Below are 16044 nucleotides of genomic sequence, written 5' to 3'. Positions count from 1 at the left end.
GTGGGGGATGTGCGTGCTGCAGTGAACAATTGGCAAGAAGATGCCCGAACCGGGCGTATGCATGAGCCGAGCGATGTCACCGTCGAACTCGACGGACTGGGCCGCCAGCTCTCGGAGTTGCCCGCGGGAACCCGTACCGCGCAGGAGTCAGGTCCCGCGCGGGAAGCCGGACCCGAAGGTTCGGACCGCCCCGTGTTCGTCGATGCCAGCGGCCGCCGGAGCAAGAAGTTCCGCCGGGCCGGCTGGGTCGTGGCCATCGCCTGTGCCTGCTATGCCATGACGCTGGTGGCCGCCCTGGTCGGTGGGAACTCCAGCGCGCCCTGGCTCCAGATACCCGGTCTCGCGGACAAGAAGAAGCCGGATACGGTCGAGATCCAGCCCGCTCCCACCACCAGCGTGTCCGTGGGAGTGACGCCCGGTGCGTCGGCGCCCACGCCCACGGCGACGGACGCGAACGGCGCGGTCATCCCGCTGCCTTCGGACAGCGCCACCCCGGGTGCCTCGGGCGAGCCCGAGCCGGGGACGTCGGTCTCGGCGAAACCGCCCAAGGCCTCGCCCGGCGCGGGCGGTACGAAGCCCGACCCGGGGACGTCCGTCGATCCCGGCTCCGATCCGGGCGGGGATCCCGGCACCACGGGCGGCACGGGCGGCGAGCCGCAGCAGCCGGATCCGCCCGTCGATTCGGGCTCCCCGACCGCCGACCCGAGCCCTTCCGCCGAGCTTCCGTCCGCACAACAAGGCGGCCAGCCGATGGCCGTGGAAGGCGCACCCTAGATGACTTCCTCAGGCAGACGGGCCCGTCCGCGCACCGGCGGGCTCGTCAGGCGGCGCAGGCTGCCCATGCGCTATCTGCTGCCCTCTCTCATCCTGGTCGCCCTGCTCGCGATGCTGATGCTGCGCGGTTATGTGCACAGTGAGATCCTCGCCGACCACCGCGTCCGTCCCGCGGCCGCCACCGACGAGGTGCCGGACCGGATACTCGGCGGCGGCCCGGTCATCGACGCGCGGGGCTCGGCCCCCGCCAAGTCGCTGAGCATCCCGGACCACAAGCTCGTCCTGACCTTCGACGACGGCCCCGACCCGGTGTGGACCCCCAAGGTCCTCGACAAACTGAAGGAGTACGACGCCCACGGCGTCTTCTTCGTCACAGGCACGATGGCCTCCCGCTACCCGGCTCTGGTGAAGCGGATGGTGGACGAGGGCCACGAGGTCGGCCTGCACACCTTCAACCACCCCGACCTCTCGTACCAGACCAAGTCCAGGATCGACTGGGAGCTCTCGCAGAACCAGCTGGCGCTGGCGGGCGCGGCCGGGATCAGGACGTCCCTCTTCCGGCCGCCGTACTCCTCGTTCGCCGACGCGATGGACAACAAGTCCTGGCCGGTCGCCCAGTACCTCGGCAGCCTCGGCTACATCACGGTGCTCGACACCACCGACAGCGAGGACTGGAAGCGCCCGGGGGTCGGCGCGATCAGCCGTAACGCCAGCCCGAAGCACGGCAAGGGCGCGATCGTGCTGATGCACGACTCCGGTGGCGACCGCTCGCAGACCGTTGCCGCGCTCGGCCACTTCCTGCCGAAGATGCAGAACAAGGGGTACGAGTTCGCCAACCTCACCGAGGCACTCGGCGCCCCCAGCGCCCACACCCCGGTCACCGGCACGAACCTCTGGAAGGGCAAGGCCTGGGTCGGCGCCGTCGCCCTCTCGGACAACATCACCGGCGCCCTGGTCGTCGGGCTCTCCGTGATCGGCGTCCTGGTCTTCGTACGGTTCGGCCTGATGCTGCTGCTCTCCTTCGCGCACGCGCGCAAGGTGCGCCGCCGCGGCTTCCGCTGGGGCCCGCCCGTCACCGAACCGGCGACGGTGCTGGTGCCCGCGTACAACGAACGCGAGTGCATCGCCAACACCGTGCGCTCGCTGATGGCCAGTGATCATCCGATCGAGGTCATCGTCATCGACGACGGCTCGACCGACGGGACCGCCGACATCGTCGAGGAGCTGTGGCTGCCGAACGTCCATGTCGTACGGCAGCCGAACTCCGGCAAGCCCGCCGCCCTCAACAACGGCATCGCGCACGCCCGTCACGACCTGGTCGTGATGATGGACGGCGACACCGTCTTCGAGCCGTCCACCGTGCGTGAGCTGGTACAGCCGTTCGGCGATCCGCGCGTCGGCGCGGTCGCGGGCAACGCCAAGGTCGGCAACCGCGACACCCTCATCGGGGCCTGGCAGCACATCGAGTACGTGATGGGCTTCAACCTCGACCGGCGGATGTACGACATGCTCCGCTGCATGCCCACCATCCCGGGCGCGGTCGGTGCCTTCCGGCGCCAGGCGCTGGACCGGGTCGGCGGCATGAGTGAGGACACCCTCGCCGAGGACACCGACATCACCATGGCCATGCACCGCGACGGCTGGCGTGTCGTGTACGCGGAGCGCGCCCGCGCCTGGACCGAGGCCCCGGAGTCCGTGCAGCAGCTGTGGTCCCAGCGCTACCGCTGGAGCTACGGCACGATGCAGGCGATCTGGAAGCACCGCCGCGCGCTCATCGAACGCGGCCCGTCCGGCCGCTTCGGCCGCGTCGGTCTGCCGCTGGTCGCGCTCTTCATGGTGCTGGCGCCGCTGCTGGCCCCGCTGATCGACGTATTCCTGCTGTACGGCCTGGTCTTCGGCCCCACCCAGAAGACCGTCGTCGCCTGGCTGGGCGTCCTGCTGATCCAGGCCGTCTGCGCCGCGTACGCCTTCCGGCTCGACCGCGAGCGGATGACCCATCTGATCTCGCTGCCCCTCCAGCAGATCCTCTACCGGCAGCTCATGTATGTGGTGCTGCTCCAGTCCTGGATCACCGCGCTCACCGGCGGCCGGCTGCGCTGGCAGAAGCTGCGCCGTACCGGCGTGGTGGAGGCGCCCGGCTCGATTCCGGGCCCGCGCGGACGCGGCACCGATCGGAGGCCCGTGGCGTGACCACTCATCCCGCTGGCACCGGGGGCGTCCCCCGGGCCAGACACAAGGCGGCCTCCGGGCCGACGGGGCCGGATCCCGTACCGGCCGCCGCGGCCCCGGGCGACGCGCCCGCCAGGCCCGGCCGGGACCGCTATCTGGATCTGCTGCGGGCCGTCGCGCTGGTGCGTGTCGTGGTCTTCCATATTTTCGGCTGGGCCTGGCTGACGATCCTCTTCCCGTCCATGGGCGTGATGTTCGCGCTGGCCGGATCGCTGATGGCCCGGTCGCTCTCGCGGCGGTCGGGCGCGAGCGTCATCCGCGGCCGGCTGCGGCGGCTGCTGCCCCCGATGTGGGCCTTCGCACTTGTCATCGTGCCGCTGATGTTCGTGCTGGGCTGGCAGCCGGCCAGGGAGGAGGGCCTGTGGTGGTTCATCAGACTGGCCAACTACCTCGTCCCGTTCGGCGCCCCGCCGTACCCCTTCGAGAGCGGTGACCCGGGCGGCTGGCTGGACCAGTCCTGGGCGGACCAGGCGGCAGGACCGCTCTGGTACATCCGCGCCTACCTCTGGTTCGTCATCGCCTCACCGCTCCTCCTCCGGGCCTTCCGTAAGGTCCCGTGGGCGACGCTGGCCTTCCCGGTCGCCCTCACCGCCGTCATCGGCACGGGCCTGGTGGAGGTCCCCGGCGAGGCGGGGCTCGCGCTGACCGACTTCGCGGTCTACGGCGCCTGCTGGGTGCTCGGCTTCGCCCACAACGACGGGATGTTCCAGAAGATCCCGCGCTACCTCACCGTCTCGCTGGCCACCTTCTCCATGGCCTTCGGCCTGTGGTGGGCCTCCGGCCATCTCGGCCCGGAGGGGTGGAACTTCGACGAGATCCCGCTCGCCGAGGCGACCTGGTCGCTGGGCTTCGTCGCGATCCTGCTTCAGTACTCCCCGTCCTGGCAGAGACTTCCCGGCAGGCTGGCGACGTACGACTCGGTGATCACCCTCGCCAACAACCGTGCCGTGACGATCTATCTGTGGCACAACCTGCTGATCATGGCGACGGTTCCGCTCATCGACCAGCTCTGGAACATCCCCGGGATAGACGCCTTCTCGGCGGAGCTGGACGCGTCGTACTCCGTCCTGACCCTGGTCCTCGTCTGGCCACTGATCGCCCTGATGATCCTCGCCGTGGGCTGGGTTGAGGACGTGGCGGCCCAGCGCCGGCCGCGCCTGTGGCCGAACGGCTCGACCCCCGCGCGGCCACGGGCGGCGGGCTCGCACACGCGCTGACGCGCCGGCGTGGGGATCACGGCCGGACCGCGTGCGCGGAACTCTCCCGGACGATCAGCTCGGGTGTCAGCAGGACGTGTTCCGGGGCTCCTTGCGGATCCTTTATCCGGCTGAGGACAAGCCGGGTACAGGCCCGGCCGACCTCGTCCAGGGGCTGCCGGAGACTGCTCAGGCCGGGGGAGAGCAGCGCGGCCGCGGAGGAGTCGTCGAAGCCGACGACGGCGACGTCTTGTCCGGGTGTCCGGCCGCTGTCCCGCAGCGCCCGGTAGCAGCCGAGGGCGAGGGTGTCGCTGGCCGCCACCACCGCCGTGATGCCCTTCGGGAGGAGCGGTCCGACCGCGTCCCGGGCCGCGTCGACGTCGTCCAGCGCGGTGACCCGCAGGTCGCGCACGGACAGACCGTGCCGGCGCATCGCCTCGCGCCAGCCCAGCGCCCGGTCGTCGCCGACGCCGGAGCCGCGGGGCCAGCCGAGGAAGGCGATCCTGCGGTGGCCGAGACCGACGAGATGGTCGACGGCGGCCGCGGTCCCATGGGCGCCGTCGACGTCCACCCAGTCCCCTACGGAGCGGGCCGACCAGGGGCGGCCGAACGCGACGAAGGGGATACCGCGCTTGTGCAGCCAGCCGGGGCGGGGGTCGCCGCGGTGGGTGTTGCTCAGGACGAAGGCGTCCACCGACTGTTCGCGTAACAGCTCGGCGTAGCAGTCGGGTTCGTCCTCGGTGCGGGCGGGCGCGGCGAAGAGCAGGACCCGGTATCCGGTCTGGTTCGCCGAGTCCGAGAACGCGTGCAGGAAGTGCTCCATCACCGGCCCGGACACCGCGTCGACCGCCGCCTGGACGCCGTAACCGATCAGCCGGCTGGACCGGGTGCGCAGGGAGCGGGCGGCCTGGTGAGGCCGGTAGTCCAGCTCGGTGATGGCCCTGCGGACCCGCTCCAGGGTCCGCGGGGCCAGCAGGTCGGGGGAGTTGAGCGCGTTGGACACCGTCTGAGGCGATACTCCCGCCCGCTGGGCGACCAGTGCCAGCGTGGCCGGCCTGTCCCCGCGCCCACCGGACGTCGTCGTACGTGCCATCAGTCGTCTCCGTCTCTGGATGCCGTGCGAGCCGCCACATCCCTTACTGGCCGCGCCAGTTCAGGGTTTCATGCGGGAAAACGGTTCGTGCCATGGTTTTTCGCCGCTTGCGGGAATAGTGAGGAGCAGCGGGGAAATCCCGGCGAACCGAGCCCCGGCAATGACGATCCCGTCCGGCGCGAGCGAGCGGGACGAGGGACCTGGGCACGACCTTCACGATCGGGGTCACGGCCGCCCGGCGGGCCGACGAGCCAGGCCCTGTCCGGCGGATCTTCGCGGGCCCGGGCGCGCTGCTCCGGCGCCGCGGCGGCTCCGTCGTCCACGCCCCCGTGCTGCGGATTGTACCGCCCGCCGACGACGCCGGGTTTCTCTGCCGCGCGCCCAACGGACCTGCGCCTGAACGCTGTTGCGTCTCACCGGGGCCCCGGGCCACGGGGACCGCCGGGTCCGGGGCCCGATCACGTCGGTACGGTACGGAGATGGCCAACGACTCCTCCATCCGCCTCCGGCCCGCGACCCCGGACGACGCCGAACTCGTCGCCGAGGCATTCGTCCGCAATCGCGAACATATGCGCCCCTGGGAGCCGTACCGTCCCGCCGACTTCTTCACCCCGCGGGCCCAGGCCAACCGGCTCGCCGATCCGTCCGTCCGGCGCTGGCATCTCGCCGACGGCGGGCGCATCGTCGGCGAGGCGACGCTCTCCGGCATCGCCCTCGGGCACTTCCGCAACGCGCATGTCGGCTACTGGACAGATGCCGCGTACACCGGCCGCGGCCTGGCGACCCGCGCCGTCGAGGAGGCCTGCCGCGCGGCCCGCGAGGACCTGGGCCTGCACCGCGTCGAGGCGGCCACGGTGCTCGCCAACGGCGCGTCGCAGGCGGTTCTGCGTAAATGCGGCTTCGAGGTGATAGGCACCGCGCCGCGCTATTCGCATATCGACGGGGAGTGGCGCGACGTCTATCTCTTCCAGCGCATCCTGCACGACGGCCCGCCGAACGCCGCGCCTTAGGCCCTGTGCGGGCCCAGTCCGGGCCCCTGTGCGGGCAGTGGCACCGGTAGCAGGGGTTCCGGCCGGGCCCCGGGGCGGGCACTCTGAGGAGGACGGCACGCACCGGTGATCCCGAGGCGGTGACAGGCACATGACGGCGGGCATGGGCTCGTACGAGTGGCGGTTCGACTCCGGGCGGGTCTGCCTGGATCTGGTGGCCACCGGAGAACCGACCACCAGAGGGCGGGAACAGCTCGACGGTGCCGTACCGCTCGGCCATTGGCTGATCGGGGCCGGACTGGTGCCGCAAGGCACTCCGCTCGCCGCGGTCGACGCCCGCTGGGTGCGGTCCTTCGCCGCACTCCGTGACGGCGTGGGCCAGCTGGTACGCGCCGAGATCGACGGCCGGGACGCGGCCGCCGCCCTGGAGCGCGTCAACGCGCTGGCCGCGGGGGCGCCGCCGGGGATCAGGGCCGTACGGGGCGAGGGCGGTGATCTCGTACGGGCGCTGAGCGCCGAGCCCGAGTGCGACGCGCTGCTGGCCGTGGTCGCCAGGGACGCGGTGGAGCTGCTCACCGACCCGGCCGCGCGGGCCCGGCTGCGGCAGTGCGAGGGCGACAGCTGCCGCCGGGTGTATCTGGACACCTCGCGGGGGCGGCGGCGCCGCTGGTGCTCCAGCGAGGTGTGCGGCAACCGCGAGCGGGTCGCCAGACACCGCCGCCGGGTGGCCCTCGCCCGCGCCTGAGCCCGGAGGCCGTGAGTCCGGATCCCTGAGCCCCGGGGCCGCGCGGCCGTGGCGAAAGATCTGAAAGTTTTTCCCCGGCCGTTGAGTGCCCGCTGCCGATCTTCCGTAGTGATGGGGGAGAAGCAGCCATGAAGGTCTCGACCGGGAGGTTCAGGTGCGCAAGGATGCGGCCGTGGCCGATGACCGTCCTCACCGTGCCCGGCACCGGAGCGAGGCACCGCGCACCAACCTCTCGCCTCCTGATGAGGAGCTGATGCGCGCCCTGTACCGGGAGCACGCCGGACCGCTGCTCGCGTATGTACTGCGTCTCGTCGCGGGCGACCGCCAGCGGGCCGAGGACGTCGTGCAGGAGACGCTCATCCGTGCCTGGAAGAACGCCGGTCAGCTCAACCGGGCCACCGGCTCTGTCCGACCCTGGCTGGTGACGGTCGCCCGGCGTATCGTCATCGACGGCCACCGCAGCCGGCAGGCCCGGCCGCAGGAGGTCGATCCGTCGCCGCTGGAGGTCATGCCCGCGGAGGACGAGATCGACAAGGCGCTGTGGCTGATGACGCTCTCTGATGCGCTCGACGATTTGACCCCTGCCCACCGGGAAGTGCTCGTAGAGACGTACTTCAAGGGACGTACGGTCAATGAGGCGGCCGAGACGCTCGGCATACCCAGCGGGACCGTGCGTTCACGGGTGTTCTACGCACTGCGTTCCATGAAGCTCGCGCTGGAGGAGAGGGGGGTCTCGGCATGACCACGCACGAGCAGTACGGACTGGGCGACGAAAGTACTGTGCATGATGCCGTCGGTGCGTATGTCCTCGGCATTCTCGACGATGCCGAAGCCACCGCCTTCGAGGAGCATCTCGCCGGCTGCCCGCTGTGCGCCGTCCGTCTGGAGGAGTTCTCCGGGATGGAGCCGATGCTGGCCATGCTGGCGGACAACCCGGCCCCCTTCGCCGGTCCCGGCCCGTCCGCCACGCCCTTCGCGCAGCTGCCGACGCCCGCCGTCTCCGTACAGCCGAGTCCACGGCTGCTCGACCGGCTGGTCGACGAGGTCGCCGTCAAACGCGCCCAGCGCAAGCGCCGGGGGATGTACCTGGTCGCGGCGGCCGCGGCGCTGATCATCGGCGGACCCGCGGTGGCCTATGTCGCCTCCTCGGGCGACGGCGGCACCGCCAATGAGGCCACGGCGGAGCCGCACCCCACCAGCCCGGCCGAGGACGCCTTCTTCAACCACATGGCGGAGAAGGTCCGGGCCACCGACGCCACCACGAAGGTCAGTGCGACCATCGGGATGGAGCCGAAGGGCTGGGGGACGCACACCGTCCTGGAGCTGAAGAACGTCAAGGGTCCGCTCAAATGCAGCCTGGTCGCCGTCTCCAAGACCGGCGAGGAGGAGGTCGTCACCTCCTGGTCGGTGCCCGCATGGGGGTATGGGATCGCCGACAGCCCGCACAAGGTGTCCAAGAGTCCGCTGTACGTCCACGGCGGTACGGCCATGGAGAGCAACGAGATCGATCACTTCGAGGTCCGTACGTTCGACGGCAAGCGACTGGTGGAGGTCGGCGCCTGACATACCCGCCCCCTTCGCGTACGGTTGACGGCTGCCCGATGCACGTCATGAAGGGGGCCTCGGTGGCCGCGCAGGATGCCGCTGTTGAAACCGCTGGACCCGCCGTCGATCCCGTACGCGACACGGAGCACGACTCCGTACGCGCACGCGAGATCGGCGTCGAACAGCACCATCTGGACCAGGTGTACCGCCGCCTCGAGGAGAAGATCCACGAGGCGGAGTTCCTGATGAACGACGCCGCCAAACGGGGGCAGGTCGGCACACCCGGAGCCCTCGCCGAGCGCGACGCCCAGGTTTTCCGGGCCGGGATCCATCTCAACCGGCTCAACAACGAGTTCGAGGACTTCCTCTTCGGACGGATCGATCTGCTGCCCGGGAAGGACGGAAAGAAGGGCCCGGACGGCGCGTACACCTCGGTGGAACCCGCCGACGACGCCATCAGGGCCGACCGCACGGCCGATATCGCCGAGACACTGCACATCGGCCGGATCGGGGTCCTCGACTCCGACTACTCGCCGCTGGTCATCGACTGGCGCGCGCCCGCCGCCGCGCCCTTCTACCGGGCCACGCCGGTGGACCCCGGCCGGGTCGTACGCCGGCGGGTCATCCGCTCCAAGGGCCGCAAGGCCCTCGGGGTCGAGGACGACCTGATGCGCCCGGAGCTGACCGCGTCGCTGGACGGCGTTCCGCTGGCCGTCATCGGTGACGGCGCGCTGATGGCCGCGCTCGGCCAGGCCCGCAGTCACACGATGCGGGACATCGTCTCCTCCATCCAGGCGGAGCAGGACCTGGTGATCAGGGCCCCCGCGGCCTCCGTCACCGAGGTGATGGGCGGTCCTGGCACGGGCAAGACCGCGGTCGCGCTGCACCGCGCCGCGTACCTGCTCTACCAGGACCGGCGGCGCTACGCGGGCGGCATCCTGGTCGTCTCGCCGACGCCGCTGCTCGTCGCGTACACGGAGGGCGTGCTGCCCTCGCTGGGCGAGGAGGGGCAGGTCGCGATCCGCGCCGTGGGGTCGCTGGTGGACGGCGCGGAGGCCACGGCGTACGACGAACCGGCCGTGGCCCGTGTGAAGGGCTCGGCGCGGATGCTGAAGGTGCTGCGCAACGCGTCCAGGGGCGCGCTGGAAGGGGCCACGACGGCCGCCGGGAACCGGGGAGGACGGGGCGGACGGGGCAGGCATCAGGCGGGCCGTGCAGGTCAGGCGGGGCAGCCGGCCCAGCTGGCCTTCGGCGACGACGAGGCGTCGGGGACGGGATCGGGAACGGCGTCGGGGATGCCGGGTGGCGGTCGCGATGACATGCCCGCCGGGCCCGTACCGGCCGACCGGCTCCGGGTCGTCGCCTTCGGCCGCAGGCTGGAGCTGGAGGCCGAAGAGCTCCACCGCATCCGGCACTCCGTCCTCAGCGGCACCGCGCCCGTCAACCTGCTGCGCCCACGGGCCAGAAGACTGCTCCTGGACGCCCTCTGGGCGAAGTCCGGCGCCGCAGCGCGGGCCGGCGAGTACGTGTCGAAGGGAGACGCCGAGCTGGCCGCCGAGCTGCGCGGCGGCTTCGACGACGACATCACGTCCGAGGACAGCTTCCTGGAGTTCCTGAACGCCTGGTGGCCCGAGCTGACCCCGCGCGGGGTGCTCGCCGCGATGGCCGACGAGCGGCGCCTCGGCCGCTGGTCCCGCCGTGTCCTCAACCAGGGCGAGACCCGGCGCCTGGCCCGCTCGCTCAAGCGGCTCGGCCCCGACGGCAAGGGCCCGCTCTCCGTGCACGACGTGGCGCTGCTGGACGAGCTGGAGACGCTGCTCGGCTCGCCGCCGCGGCCCAGGAAGCGGCGTGAGCTCGACCCGCTGGACCAGCTCACCGGTCTGGAGGAGCTGATGCCGCAGCGCGAGGAGTCGCAGCGTGAGCGGGCCGAGCGGCTGGCGGCGGAGCGTACCGAGTACGCGCACGTCATCGTCGACGAGGCGCAGGACCTGACGCCCATGCAGTGGCGGATGGTCGGCCGCCGTGGCCGGCACGCCACCTGGACGGTCGTCGGCGACGCCGCGCAGTCGTCCTGGTCGGACCCGGACGAAGCGGCGGAGGCCCGTGACGAGGCGCTCGGCACCCGTCCGCGCCGCCGCTTCACCCTGACCGTGAACTACCGCAACCCGGCCGAGATCGCCGAGCTGGCGGCGAAGGTCCTGGCGCTCGCCATGCCCGGCATGGAGTCCCCGAGGGCGGTGCGCTCCACCGGCGTGCGGCCCCGGTTCCGGGTCGTACAGGACGGGGATCTCGCCGGGACCGTACAGGCGGAGGCGCGGCGCCTGCTGGAGCGGGTGGACGGCACCGTTGGTGTCGTCGTCGCCATGAACCGGCGCGAGCAGGCGGCGCGCTGGCTGGCCGGGCTCGGCGAACGGGTGGTGGCGCTCGGCAGCCTGGAGGCCAAGGGGCTGGAGTACGACGCGACGGTCGTGGTCTCCCCGGCGGAGATCGCGGACGAGTCGCCGGCCGGTCTTCGCCTGCTGTACGTGGCGCTGACCCGGGCGACGCAGCAGCTCACGGTGGTCTCGGCGGCCCGGGACGAGCCCGACGCGGAGGGAGTACCGGACCTGCTCCGGGATTGATTCCGAGTCAACTCGCGATGCGGGAATCGCTTACCGGGGTGGTTTGTTAGCCTGGTGTTGGCACCGGCTCGATCCAAGCCCCCGGGCCCAACCTTAGTCGCTTCGAGCGACCACTTGCCGCGAGGCGAGCATGGCGGGTCGGTGCCACCTTTTCCGTACGGAAGCAGGTCCTCACCAGCAACGGTGGGGACCTGTTTCCGTTGCGCGCACCGCTGCTAGTGTTTCTCGCCTGGCGGAATAAACCTTCCGAAGGTACCCGCCTTTACCTGCTACCCGCAGGTAGGTGCGACCATCGGATGGCACCGCCGGGACGAGGGCCGGGCGGGGCGGCAATGCGGCTAGGGAAAGAAGAGGAACTCGGTCATGGCAACGGCGCCCAGCGTCTCGTACTCGATGACGGTCAGGCTGGAGGTGCCCGCGAGCGGTACCGCGGTCTCTCAGCTGACCACGGCCGTGGAATCCTCCGGCGGCTCAGTGACCGGTCTGGACGTGACCGCCTCCGGCCACGAGAAGCTCCGGATCGACGTCACGATCGCCGCGTCCTCCACCGGGCACGCGGATGAGATCGTCAAGGAGCTGCGGGAGATCGAGGGCGTCGTCCTCGGCAAGGTCTCCGACCGTACGTTCCTGATGCACCTCGGCGGCAAGATCGAGATGCAGTCCAAGCACCCCATCCGCAACCGTGACGATCTCTCGATGATCTACACCCCGGGCGTGGCCCGGGTCTGCATGGCCATCGCGGAGAACCCCGAGGACGCCCGGCGCCTCACCATCAAGCGCAACTCCGTCGCGGTCGTGACGGACGGCTCCGCCGTGCTGGGCCTGGGCAACATCGGCCCCATGGCGGCGCTGCCGGTGATGGAGGGCAAGGCGGCCCTGTTCAAGCGCTTCGCCGGTATCGACGCCTGGCCGATCTGCCTGGACACCCAGGACACCGACGCCATCGTCGAGATCGTCAAGGCCATCGCCCCCGGCTTCGCGGGCATCAACCTGGAAGACATCTCCGCGCCCCGCTGCTTCGAGATCGAGGCGCGGCTGCGTGAGGCCCTGGACATCCCGGTCTTCCACGACGACCAGCACGGCACCGCGATCGTGGTGCTCGCGGCCCTGACCAACGCGCTGCGCGTGGTGGACAAGGCCGTCGGAGACGTACGCGTCGTCATGTCGGGCGCCGGCGCGGCCGGTACGGCCATCCTCAAGCTGCTGATCGCGGCGGGCGTCAAGCACGCGGTGGTCGCCGACATTCACGGTGTGGTGCACGCGGGCCGCGCGGACCTGATCGAGGCCGCCCCCGAGTCGCCGCTGCGCTGGATCGCCGACAACACCAACCCCGAGGGCGTCACGGGCACGCTGAAGGAGGCCGTGGTCGACGCGGACGTCTTCATCGGTGTCTCCGCCCCGAACGTGCTCGACGGCGACGATGTCGCGGCCATGGCGGAGGGAGCGATCGTCTTCGCGCTCGCGAACCCGGACCCGGAGGTCGACCCGACGATCGCCCGCGAGACGGCGGCAGTTGTGGCCACAGGCCGCTCCGACTTCCCCAACCAGATCAACAATGTGCTGGTCTTCCCCGGTGTCTTCCGCGGGCTGCTGGACGCCCAGTCCCGTACGGTGAACACGGAAATGATGCTCGCCGCGGCGGCCGCCCTCGCGGATGTCGTCACGGAGGACGAGCTCAACCCGAACTACATCGTTCCCTCGGTCTTCAACGACAAGGTCGCGGGCGCGGTGGCGGGCGCTGTGCGCGGCGCCGCCAAGGCGGCCGGCGCGACGGTGTGACGGCCCCCACGTCCGTCTGACGCCCGGCGCGTCGCGATTCGCCGGGCCCCACGGGCCCCTCTAGGGTGGCGGACCATGAGCCCACCCGCTCCAGGGAGGTTTTCAGGGCCTCCGGGGGGTTCAGGGCCCCAGGCTCCAAGGAGTCTCCACAGAGTCGACGGAACGTCACGACGACGAGGCAGTGGCGCTTTTCGTGTGACTCCGGAGGGTGCCGGATTGGCTTTCCCGCCGCTGGTGGGGGCAGGATGCGTATTCGGGCGCGAGGGTCTGTCAGCAGACCCGGGTCCGGGGACTGTCCGAGGGCCCTGGCAGCATCGGCTTCGATCTCACGCCTTACAGGCAAGAAGAACACGGGAGTAACAACATGAACCGCAGTGAGCTGGTGGCCGCCCTGGCCGACCGTGCCGAGGTGACTCGCAAGGACGCCGACGCCGTGCTGGCCGCTCTCGCCGAGACCGTCGGCGAGGTCGTCGCCAAGGGCGACGAGAAGGTCACCATCCCCGGCTTCCTGACCTTCGAGCGCACCCACCGTGCCGCTCGCACCGCTCGTAACCCGCAGACCGGCGACCCGATCCAGATCCCGGCCGGCTACAGCGTGAAGGTCTCCGCGGGCTCCAAGCTCAAGGAAGCCGCCAAGGGCAAGTAAGACCCATAGGCACAGCACAGGGGCGGCCACCCGGACCGGGTGGCCGCCCCTGATGTATCTACGTGCGTCCATCAGGCGTCTCCAGGGGCGTCCGTACGTTTCCGCAGGCCCCTGGAGACGCCTGATGGCCCCGCTCCGGGGAGCGGGGCCATCAGCGGGCCGATCCGGGCCGTGAACCGGTCGCAGACAGGTCAGGGCAGGTCAGAGCAGGTCAGACGAGTGCGCCGCCCGGCAGCTCGACCTTCGCGCCCAGCTCGATGAGCTTGTCCATGAAGTTCTCGTAGCCACGGTTGATCAGATCGATGCCGTGCACGCGGGACGTGCCCTGCGCCGCCAGCGCCGCGATCAGATACGAGAAGCCGCCCCGCAGGTCGGGGATGACCAGATCCGCGCCCTGGAGCCGCGTCGGACCCGACACGACCGCGGAGTGCAGGAAGTTGCGCTGGCCGAAGCGGCAGTCCGAGCCGCCCAGGCACTCCCGGTAGAGCTGGATGTGCGCGCCCATCTGGTTGAGCGCGGAGGTGAACCCGAGCCGCGACTCGTACACCGTCTCGTGGACGATGGAGAGGCCCGAGGCCTGGGTCAGGGCCACCACCAGCGGCTGCTGCCAGTCGGTCTGGAAACCGGGGTGCACGTCCGTCTCCAGCGCGATGGCGTTGAGCGAGCCACCCGGATGCCAGAAGCGGATGCCCTTGTCGTCGATCTCGAAGGCGCCGCCGACCTTGCGGTAGGTGTTGAGGAAGGTCATCATCGACCGCTGCTGCGCGCCGCGGACATAGATGTTGCCCTCGGTGGCCAGCGCCGCCGAGGCCCAGGAGGCGGCCTCCAGACGGTCCGGGAGCGCCCGGTGCGTATAACCGTCGAGCCGGTCGACACCGGTGATCCGTATCGTCCGGTCGGTGTCCATGGAGATCATCGCGCCCATCTTCTGCAGTACGCAGATGAGGTCCTCGATCTCCGGTTCCACCGCGGCGTTCGACAGTTCGGTGACGCCCTCGGCCAGCACGGCCGTCAGCAGCACCTGCTCCGTCGAGCCGACCGACGGGTACGGCAGCCGGATCTTGGTGCCGCGCAGCCGCTGCGGGGCTTCCAGGTACTGGCCGTCCGCCCGCTTCTCGATCGTCGCGCCGAACTGGCGCAGCACGTCGAAGTGGAAGTCGATCGGCCGGCCACCGATGTCACAGCCGCCCAGACCCGGGATGAAGGCATGACCGAGCCGGTGCAGCAGCGGTCCGCAGAAGAGGATCGGGATGCGCGACGAGCCCGCGTGGGCATCGATGTCAGCGACGTTGGCACTCTCGACGTGGGTCGGGTCGAGGATCAGCTCGCCCGGTTCGTCGCCGGGGCGGACGGTCACTCCGTGCAGCTGCAGCAGTCCCCGGACCACCCGTACGTCACGGATGTCCGGCACATTGCGCAGCCGGCTCGGTCCGCTGCCGAGCAGCGCGGCGACCATGGCCTTCGGCACCAGGTTCTTCGCGCCGCGGACGCGGATCTCGCCCTCCAGCGGGGTTCCGCCGTGGACAAGCATTACATCGTCTGTGCCGGTCATGAATCTCGCGTTCCGGAGTGGGCGGGCAGATGGCCAATCATCAAAGGGTAAGGGCCCGGAGCCCCTGTCCCGTAAGGCCTGGGGGCCACCGGACTTGGAAAAGAACCCGCCGCGCCACGCACGGTGGAGCATTCCTCGCACAGAGTCACCGTCCCCCGGTCCGCCCGGCCGTGCGCTCCCGCTGCCGCAGTGCGCCCTGAGCTGCGCGCACACCCACTCTGCCGGGCCCTCCCCGCGGAAGCCGAATATGCGAGATCATGTCTCGCATGACCGAGGTGTCCTCGCTCACAGGGCGGCTGCTTGTCGCGACACCCGCCCTCACCGACCCGAATTTCGCTCGCGCGGTGGTCCTGCTGCTCGATCACGACGACGAGGGTTCCCTCGGCGTGGTCCTCAACAGGCCGACCCCGGTGGGTGTTGAGGACATCCTGGAGCCCTGGGGGGAGTTGGCGGGGGAGCCCGGGGTGGTCTTCCAGGGCGGTCCCGTCTCGCTCGACTCGGCGCTCGGTCTCGCCGTCATCCCGGGCGACGAAGGGCCGCTGGGCTGGCGCAGGGTGTACGGCGCGATCGGTCTCGTCGATCTGGAGACGCCGCCGGAGCTGCTCGCGCGGGCGCTCGGCTCGCTGCGGATCTTCGCCGGATACGCGGGCTGGGGGCCCGGCCAGCTGGAGGACGAGCTGCGCGAAGGGGCCTGGTACGTCGTCGAGTCGGAGCCGGGCGATGTGTCGTCCCCACGGCCGGAGAGCCTGTGGCGGGCGGTGCTGCGCCGGCAGCGCAGCGAGCTGGCCATGGTCGCGACATATCCGGACGATCCCTCGCTCAACTGACCGCTCGGCCGGCCCCGGGGCGGGGCGTACACGGCGTGTCGGCGCGAT

The 16044-nt window shown here is 70.8% G+C and carries 13 protein-coding genes; 11 read left to right on the top strand and 2 right to left on the bottom strand.

Translation table 11 applies throughout. From position 1 onward, the window contains the following. Window positions 1-57: 57 nt before the first annotated feature. The 3 genes from ACFVWW_RS20925 to ACFVWW_RS20915 all read left to right on the top strand — a co-directional run bounded on the left by ACFVWW_RS20925 (window position 58) and on the right by ACFVWW_RS20915 (window position 4220). Window positions 58-774 carry a hypothetical protein gene (locus tag ACFVWW_RS20925; RefSeq protein ID WP_384189222.1) on the top strand — a complete coding sequence of 239 codons (717 nt, stop codon included), beginning with the start codon at window positions 58-60 and terminating at the stop codon, window positions 772-774. Between the two features lie 66 nt (window positions 775-840). Then, window positions 841-2964, top strand: a complete 2124-nt coding sequence (locus tag ACFVWW_RS20920; RefSeq protein WP_386877733.1) for a bifunctional polysaccharide deacetylase/glycosyltransferase family 2 protein — start codon at window positions 841-843, stop codon at window positions 2962-2964. Further along, window positions 2961-4220 carry an acyltransferase gene (locus ACFVWW_RS20915; protein WP_386877691.1) on the top strand — a complete coding sequence of 420 codons (1260 nt, stop codon included), beginning with the start codon at window positions 2961-2963 and terminating at the stop codon, window positions 4218-4220. Before ACFVWW_RS20920 ends, ACFVWW_RS20915 begins: the two co-directional genes overlap by 4 nt. 16 nt (window positions 4221-4236) lie before the next feature. Here ACFVWW_RS20915 and ACFVWW_RS20910 read toward each other — a convergent pair whose 3' ends face one another. Next, a complete protein-coding gene (locus ACFVWW_RS20910; protein ID WP_384189225.1) occupies window positions 4237-5292 on the bottom strand; it encodes a LacI family DNA-binding transcriptional regulator in 1056 nt (351 codons plus the stop codon). Window positions 5293-5771: 479 nt separating this feature from the next. Between ACFVWW_RS20910 and ACFVWW_RS20905 the strand changes: the two genes are divergently transcribed. From ACFVWW_RS20905 to ACFVWW_RS20875, 7 genes are all read left to right on the top strand, one after another. Continuing rightward, window positions 5772-6302: a GNAT family N-acetyltransferase gene (locus ACFVWW_RS20905; protein WP_384335945.1), complete on the top strand. Its 531-nt coding sequence runs from the start codon at window positions 5772-5774 to the stop codon at window positions 6300-6302. A gap of 130 nt (window positions 6303-6432) precedes the next feature. Next, entirely contained in the window at window positions 6433-7026 is a 594-nt protein-coding gene (locus ACFVWW_RS20900) for a CGNR zinc finger domain-containing protein (protein WP_386877690.1), read from the top strand. 154 nt (window positions 7027-7180) lie between these two features. Further along, a complete protein-coding gene (locus tag ACFVWW_RS20895) occupies window positions 7181-7768 on the top strand; it encodes a sigma-70 family RNA polymerase sigma factor (RefSeq protein WP_384189230.1) in 588 nt (195 codons plus the stop codon). After that, the gene (locus ACFVWW_RS20890; protein WP_384335949.1) at window positions 7765-8589 is read left to right on the top strand and encodes an anti-sigma factor family protein; all 825 of its coding nucleotides are present in this window, start codon (window positions 7765-7767) and stop codon (window positions 8587-8589) included. The genes ACFVWW_RS20895 and ACFVWW_RS20890 overlap by 4 nt, the downstream gene beginning before the upstream one ends. 62 nt (window positions 8590-8651) lie before the next feature. Beyond that, window positions 8652-11192 carry a HelD family protein gene (locus tag ACFVWW_RS20885; RefSeq protein WP_386877689.1) on the top strand — a complete coding sequence of 847 codons (2541 nt, stop codon included), beginning with the start codon at window positions 8652-8654 and terminating at the stop codon, window positions 11190-11192. A 363-nt stretch (window positions 11193-11555) separates the two neighbouring features. Then, window positions 11556-12971 (top strand): NAD-dependent malic enzyme, encoded by a 1416-nt coding sequence (locus ACFVWW_RS20880; protein WP_384189236.1) that lies wholly within the window; start codon window positions 11556-11558, stop codon window positions 12969-12971. Window positions 12972-13335: 364 nt separating this feature from the next. After that, window positions 13336-13617, top strand: coding sequence for an HU family DNA-binding protein (locus ACFVWW_RS20875; RefSeq protein ID WP_004571953.1), 282 nt, complete (start codon window positions 13336-13338; stop codon window positions 13615-13617). Window positions 13618-13828: 211 nt separating this feature from the next. On the opposite strand, the gene murA is transcribed toward ACFVWW_RS20875, so the two are convergent. Beyond that, the gene (gene murA / locus ACFVWW_RS20870) at window positions 13829-15169 is read right to left on the bottom strand and encodes a UDP-N-acetylglucosamine 1-carboxyvinyltransferase (protein WP_384192138.1); all 1341 of its coding nucleotides are present in this window, start codon (window positions 15167-15169) and stop codon (window positions 13829-13831) included. Window positions 15170-15435: 266 nt separating this feature from the next. On the opposite strand from murA, the gene ACFVWW_RS20865 reads away from it, so the two are divergent. Continuing rightward, window positions 15436-15996: a YqgE/AlgH family protein gene (locus ACFVWW_RS20865; RefSeq protein ID WP_384192141.1), complete on the top strand. Its 561-nt coding sequence runs from the start codon at window positions 15436-15438 to the stop codon at window positions 15994-15996. Window positions 15997-16044: the final 48 nt, after the last annotated feature.

This window comes from Streptomyces sp. NPDC058198 (assembly GCF_042882605.1).
In the GTDB taxonomy this organism is placed as follows: domain Bacteria; phylum Actinomycetota; class Actinomycetes; order Streptomycetales; family Streptomycetaceae; genus Streptomyces.
This window is presented reverse-complemented; position numbering and strand designations above follow the sequence as displayed.

Coding starts and splice junctions, on each gene's coding strand:
- ACFVWW_RS20925 (WP_384189222.1), top strand. CDS start 58: ATGCATGAGCCGAGCGATGTCACCGTCGAACTCGACGGACTGGGCCGC.
- ACFVWW_RS20920 (WP_386877733.1), top strand. CDS start 841: ATGCGCTATCTGCTGCCCTCTCTCATCCTGGTCGCCCTGCTCGCGATG.
- ACFVWW_RS20910 (WP_384189225.1), bottom strand. CDS start 5,292: ATGGCACGTACGACGACGTCCGGTGGGCGCGGGGACAGGCCGGCCACG.
- ACFVWW_RS20905 (WP_384335945.1), top strand. CDS start 5,772: ATGGCCAACGACTCCTCCATCCGCCTCCGGCCCGCGACCCCGGACGAC.
- ACFVWW_RS20900 (WP_386877690.1), top strand. CDS start 6,433: ATGACGGCGGGCATGGGCTCGTACGAGTGGCGGTTCGACTCCGGGCGG.
- ACFVWW_RS20890 (WP_384335949.1), top strand. CDS start 7,765: ATGACCACGCACGAGCAGTACGGACTGGGCGACGAAAGTACTGTGCAT.
- ACFVWW_RS20880 (WP_384189236.1), top strand. CDS start 11,556: ATGGCAACGGCGCCCAGCGTCTCGTACTCGATGACGGTCAGGCTGGAG.
- ACFVWW_RS20875 (WP_004571953.1), top strand. CDS start 13,336: ATGAACCGCAGTGAGCTGGTGGCCGCCCTGGCCGACCGTGCCGAGGTG.
- murA (WP_384192138.1), bottom strand. CDS start 15,169: ATGACCGGCACAGACGATGTAATGCTTGTCCACGGCGGAACCCCGCTG.
- ACFVWW_RS20865 (WP_384192141.1), top strand. CDS start 15,436: ATGACCGAGGTGTCCTCGCTCACAGGGCGGCTGCTTGTCGCGACACCC.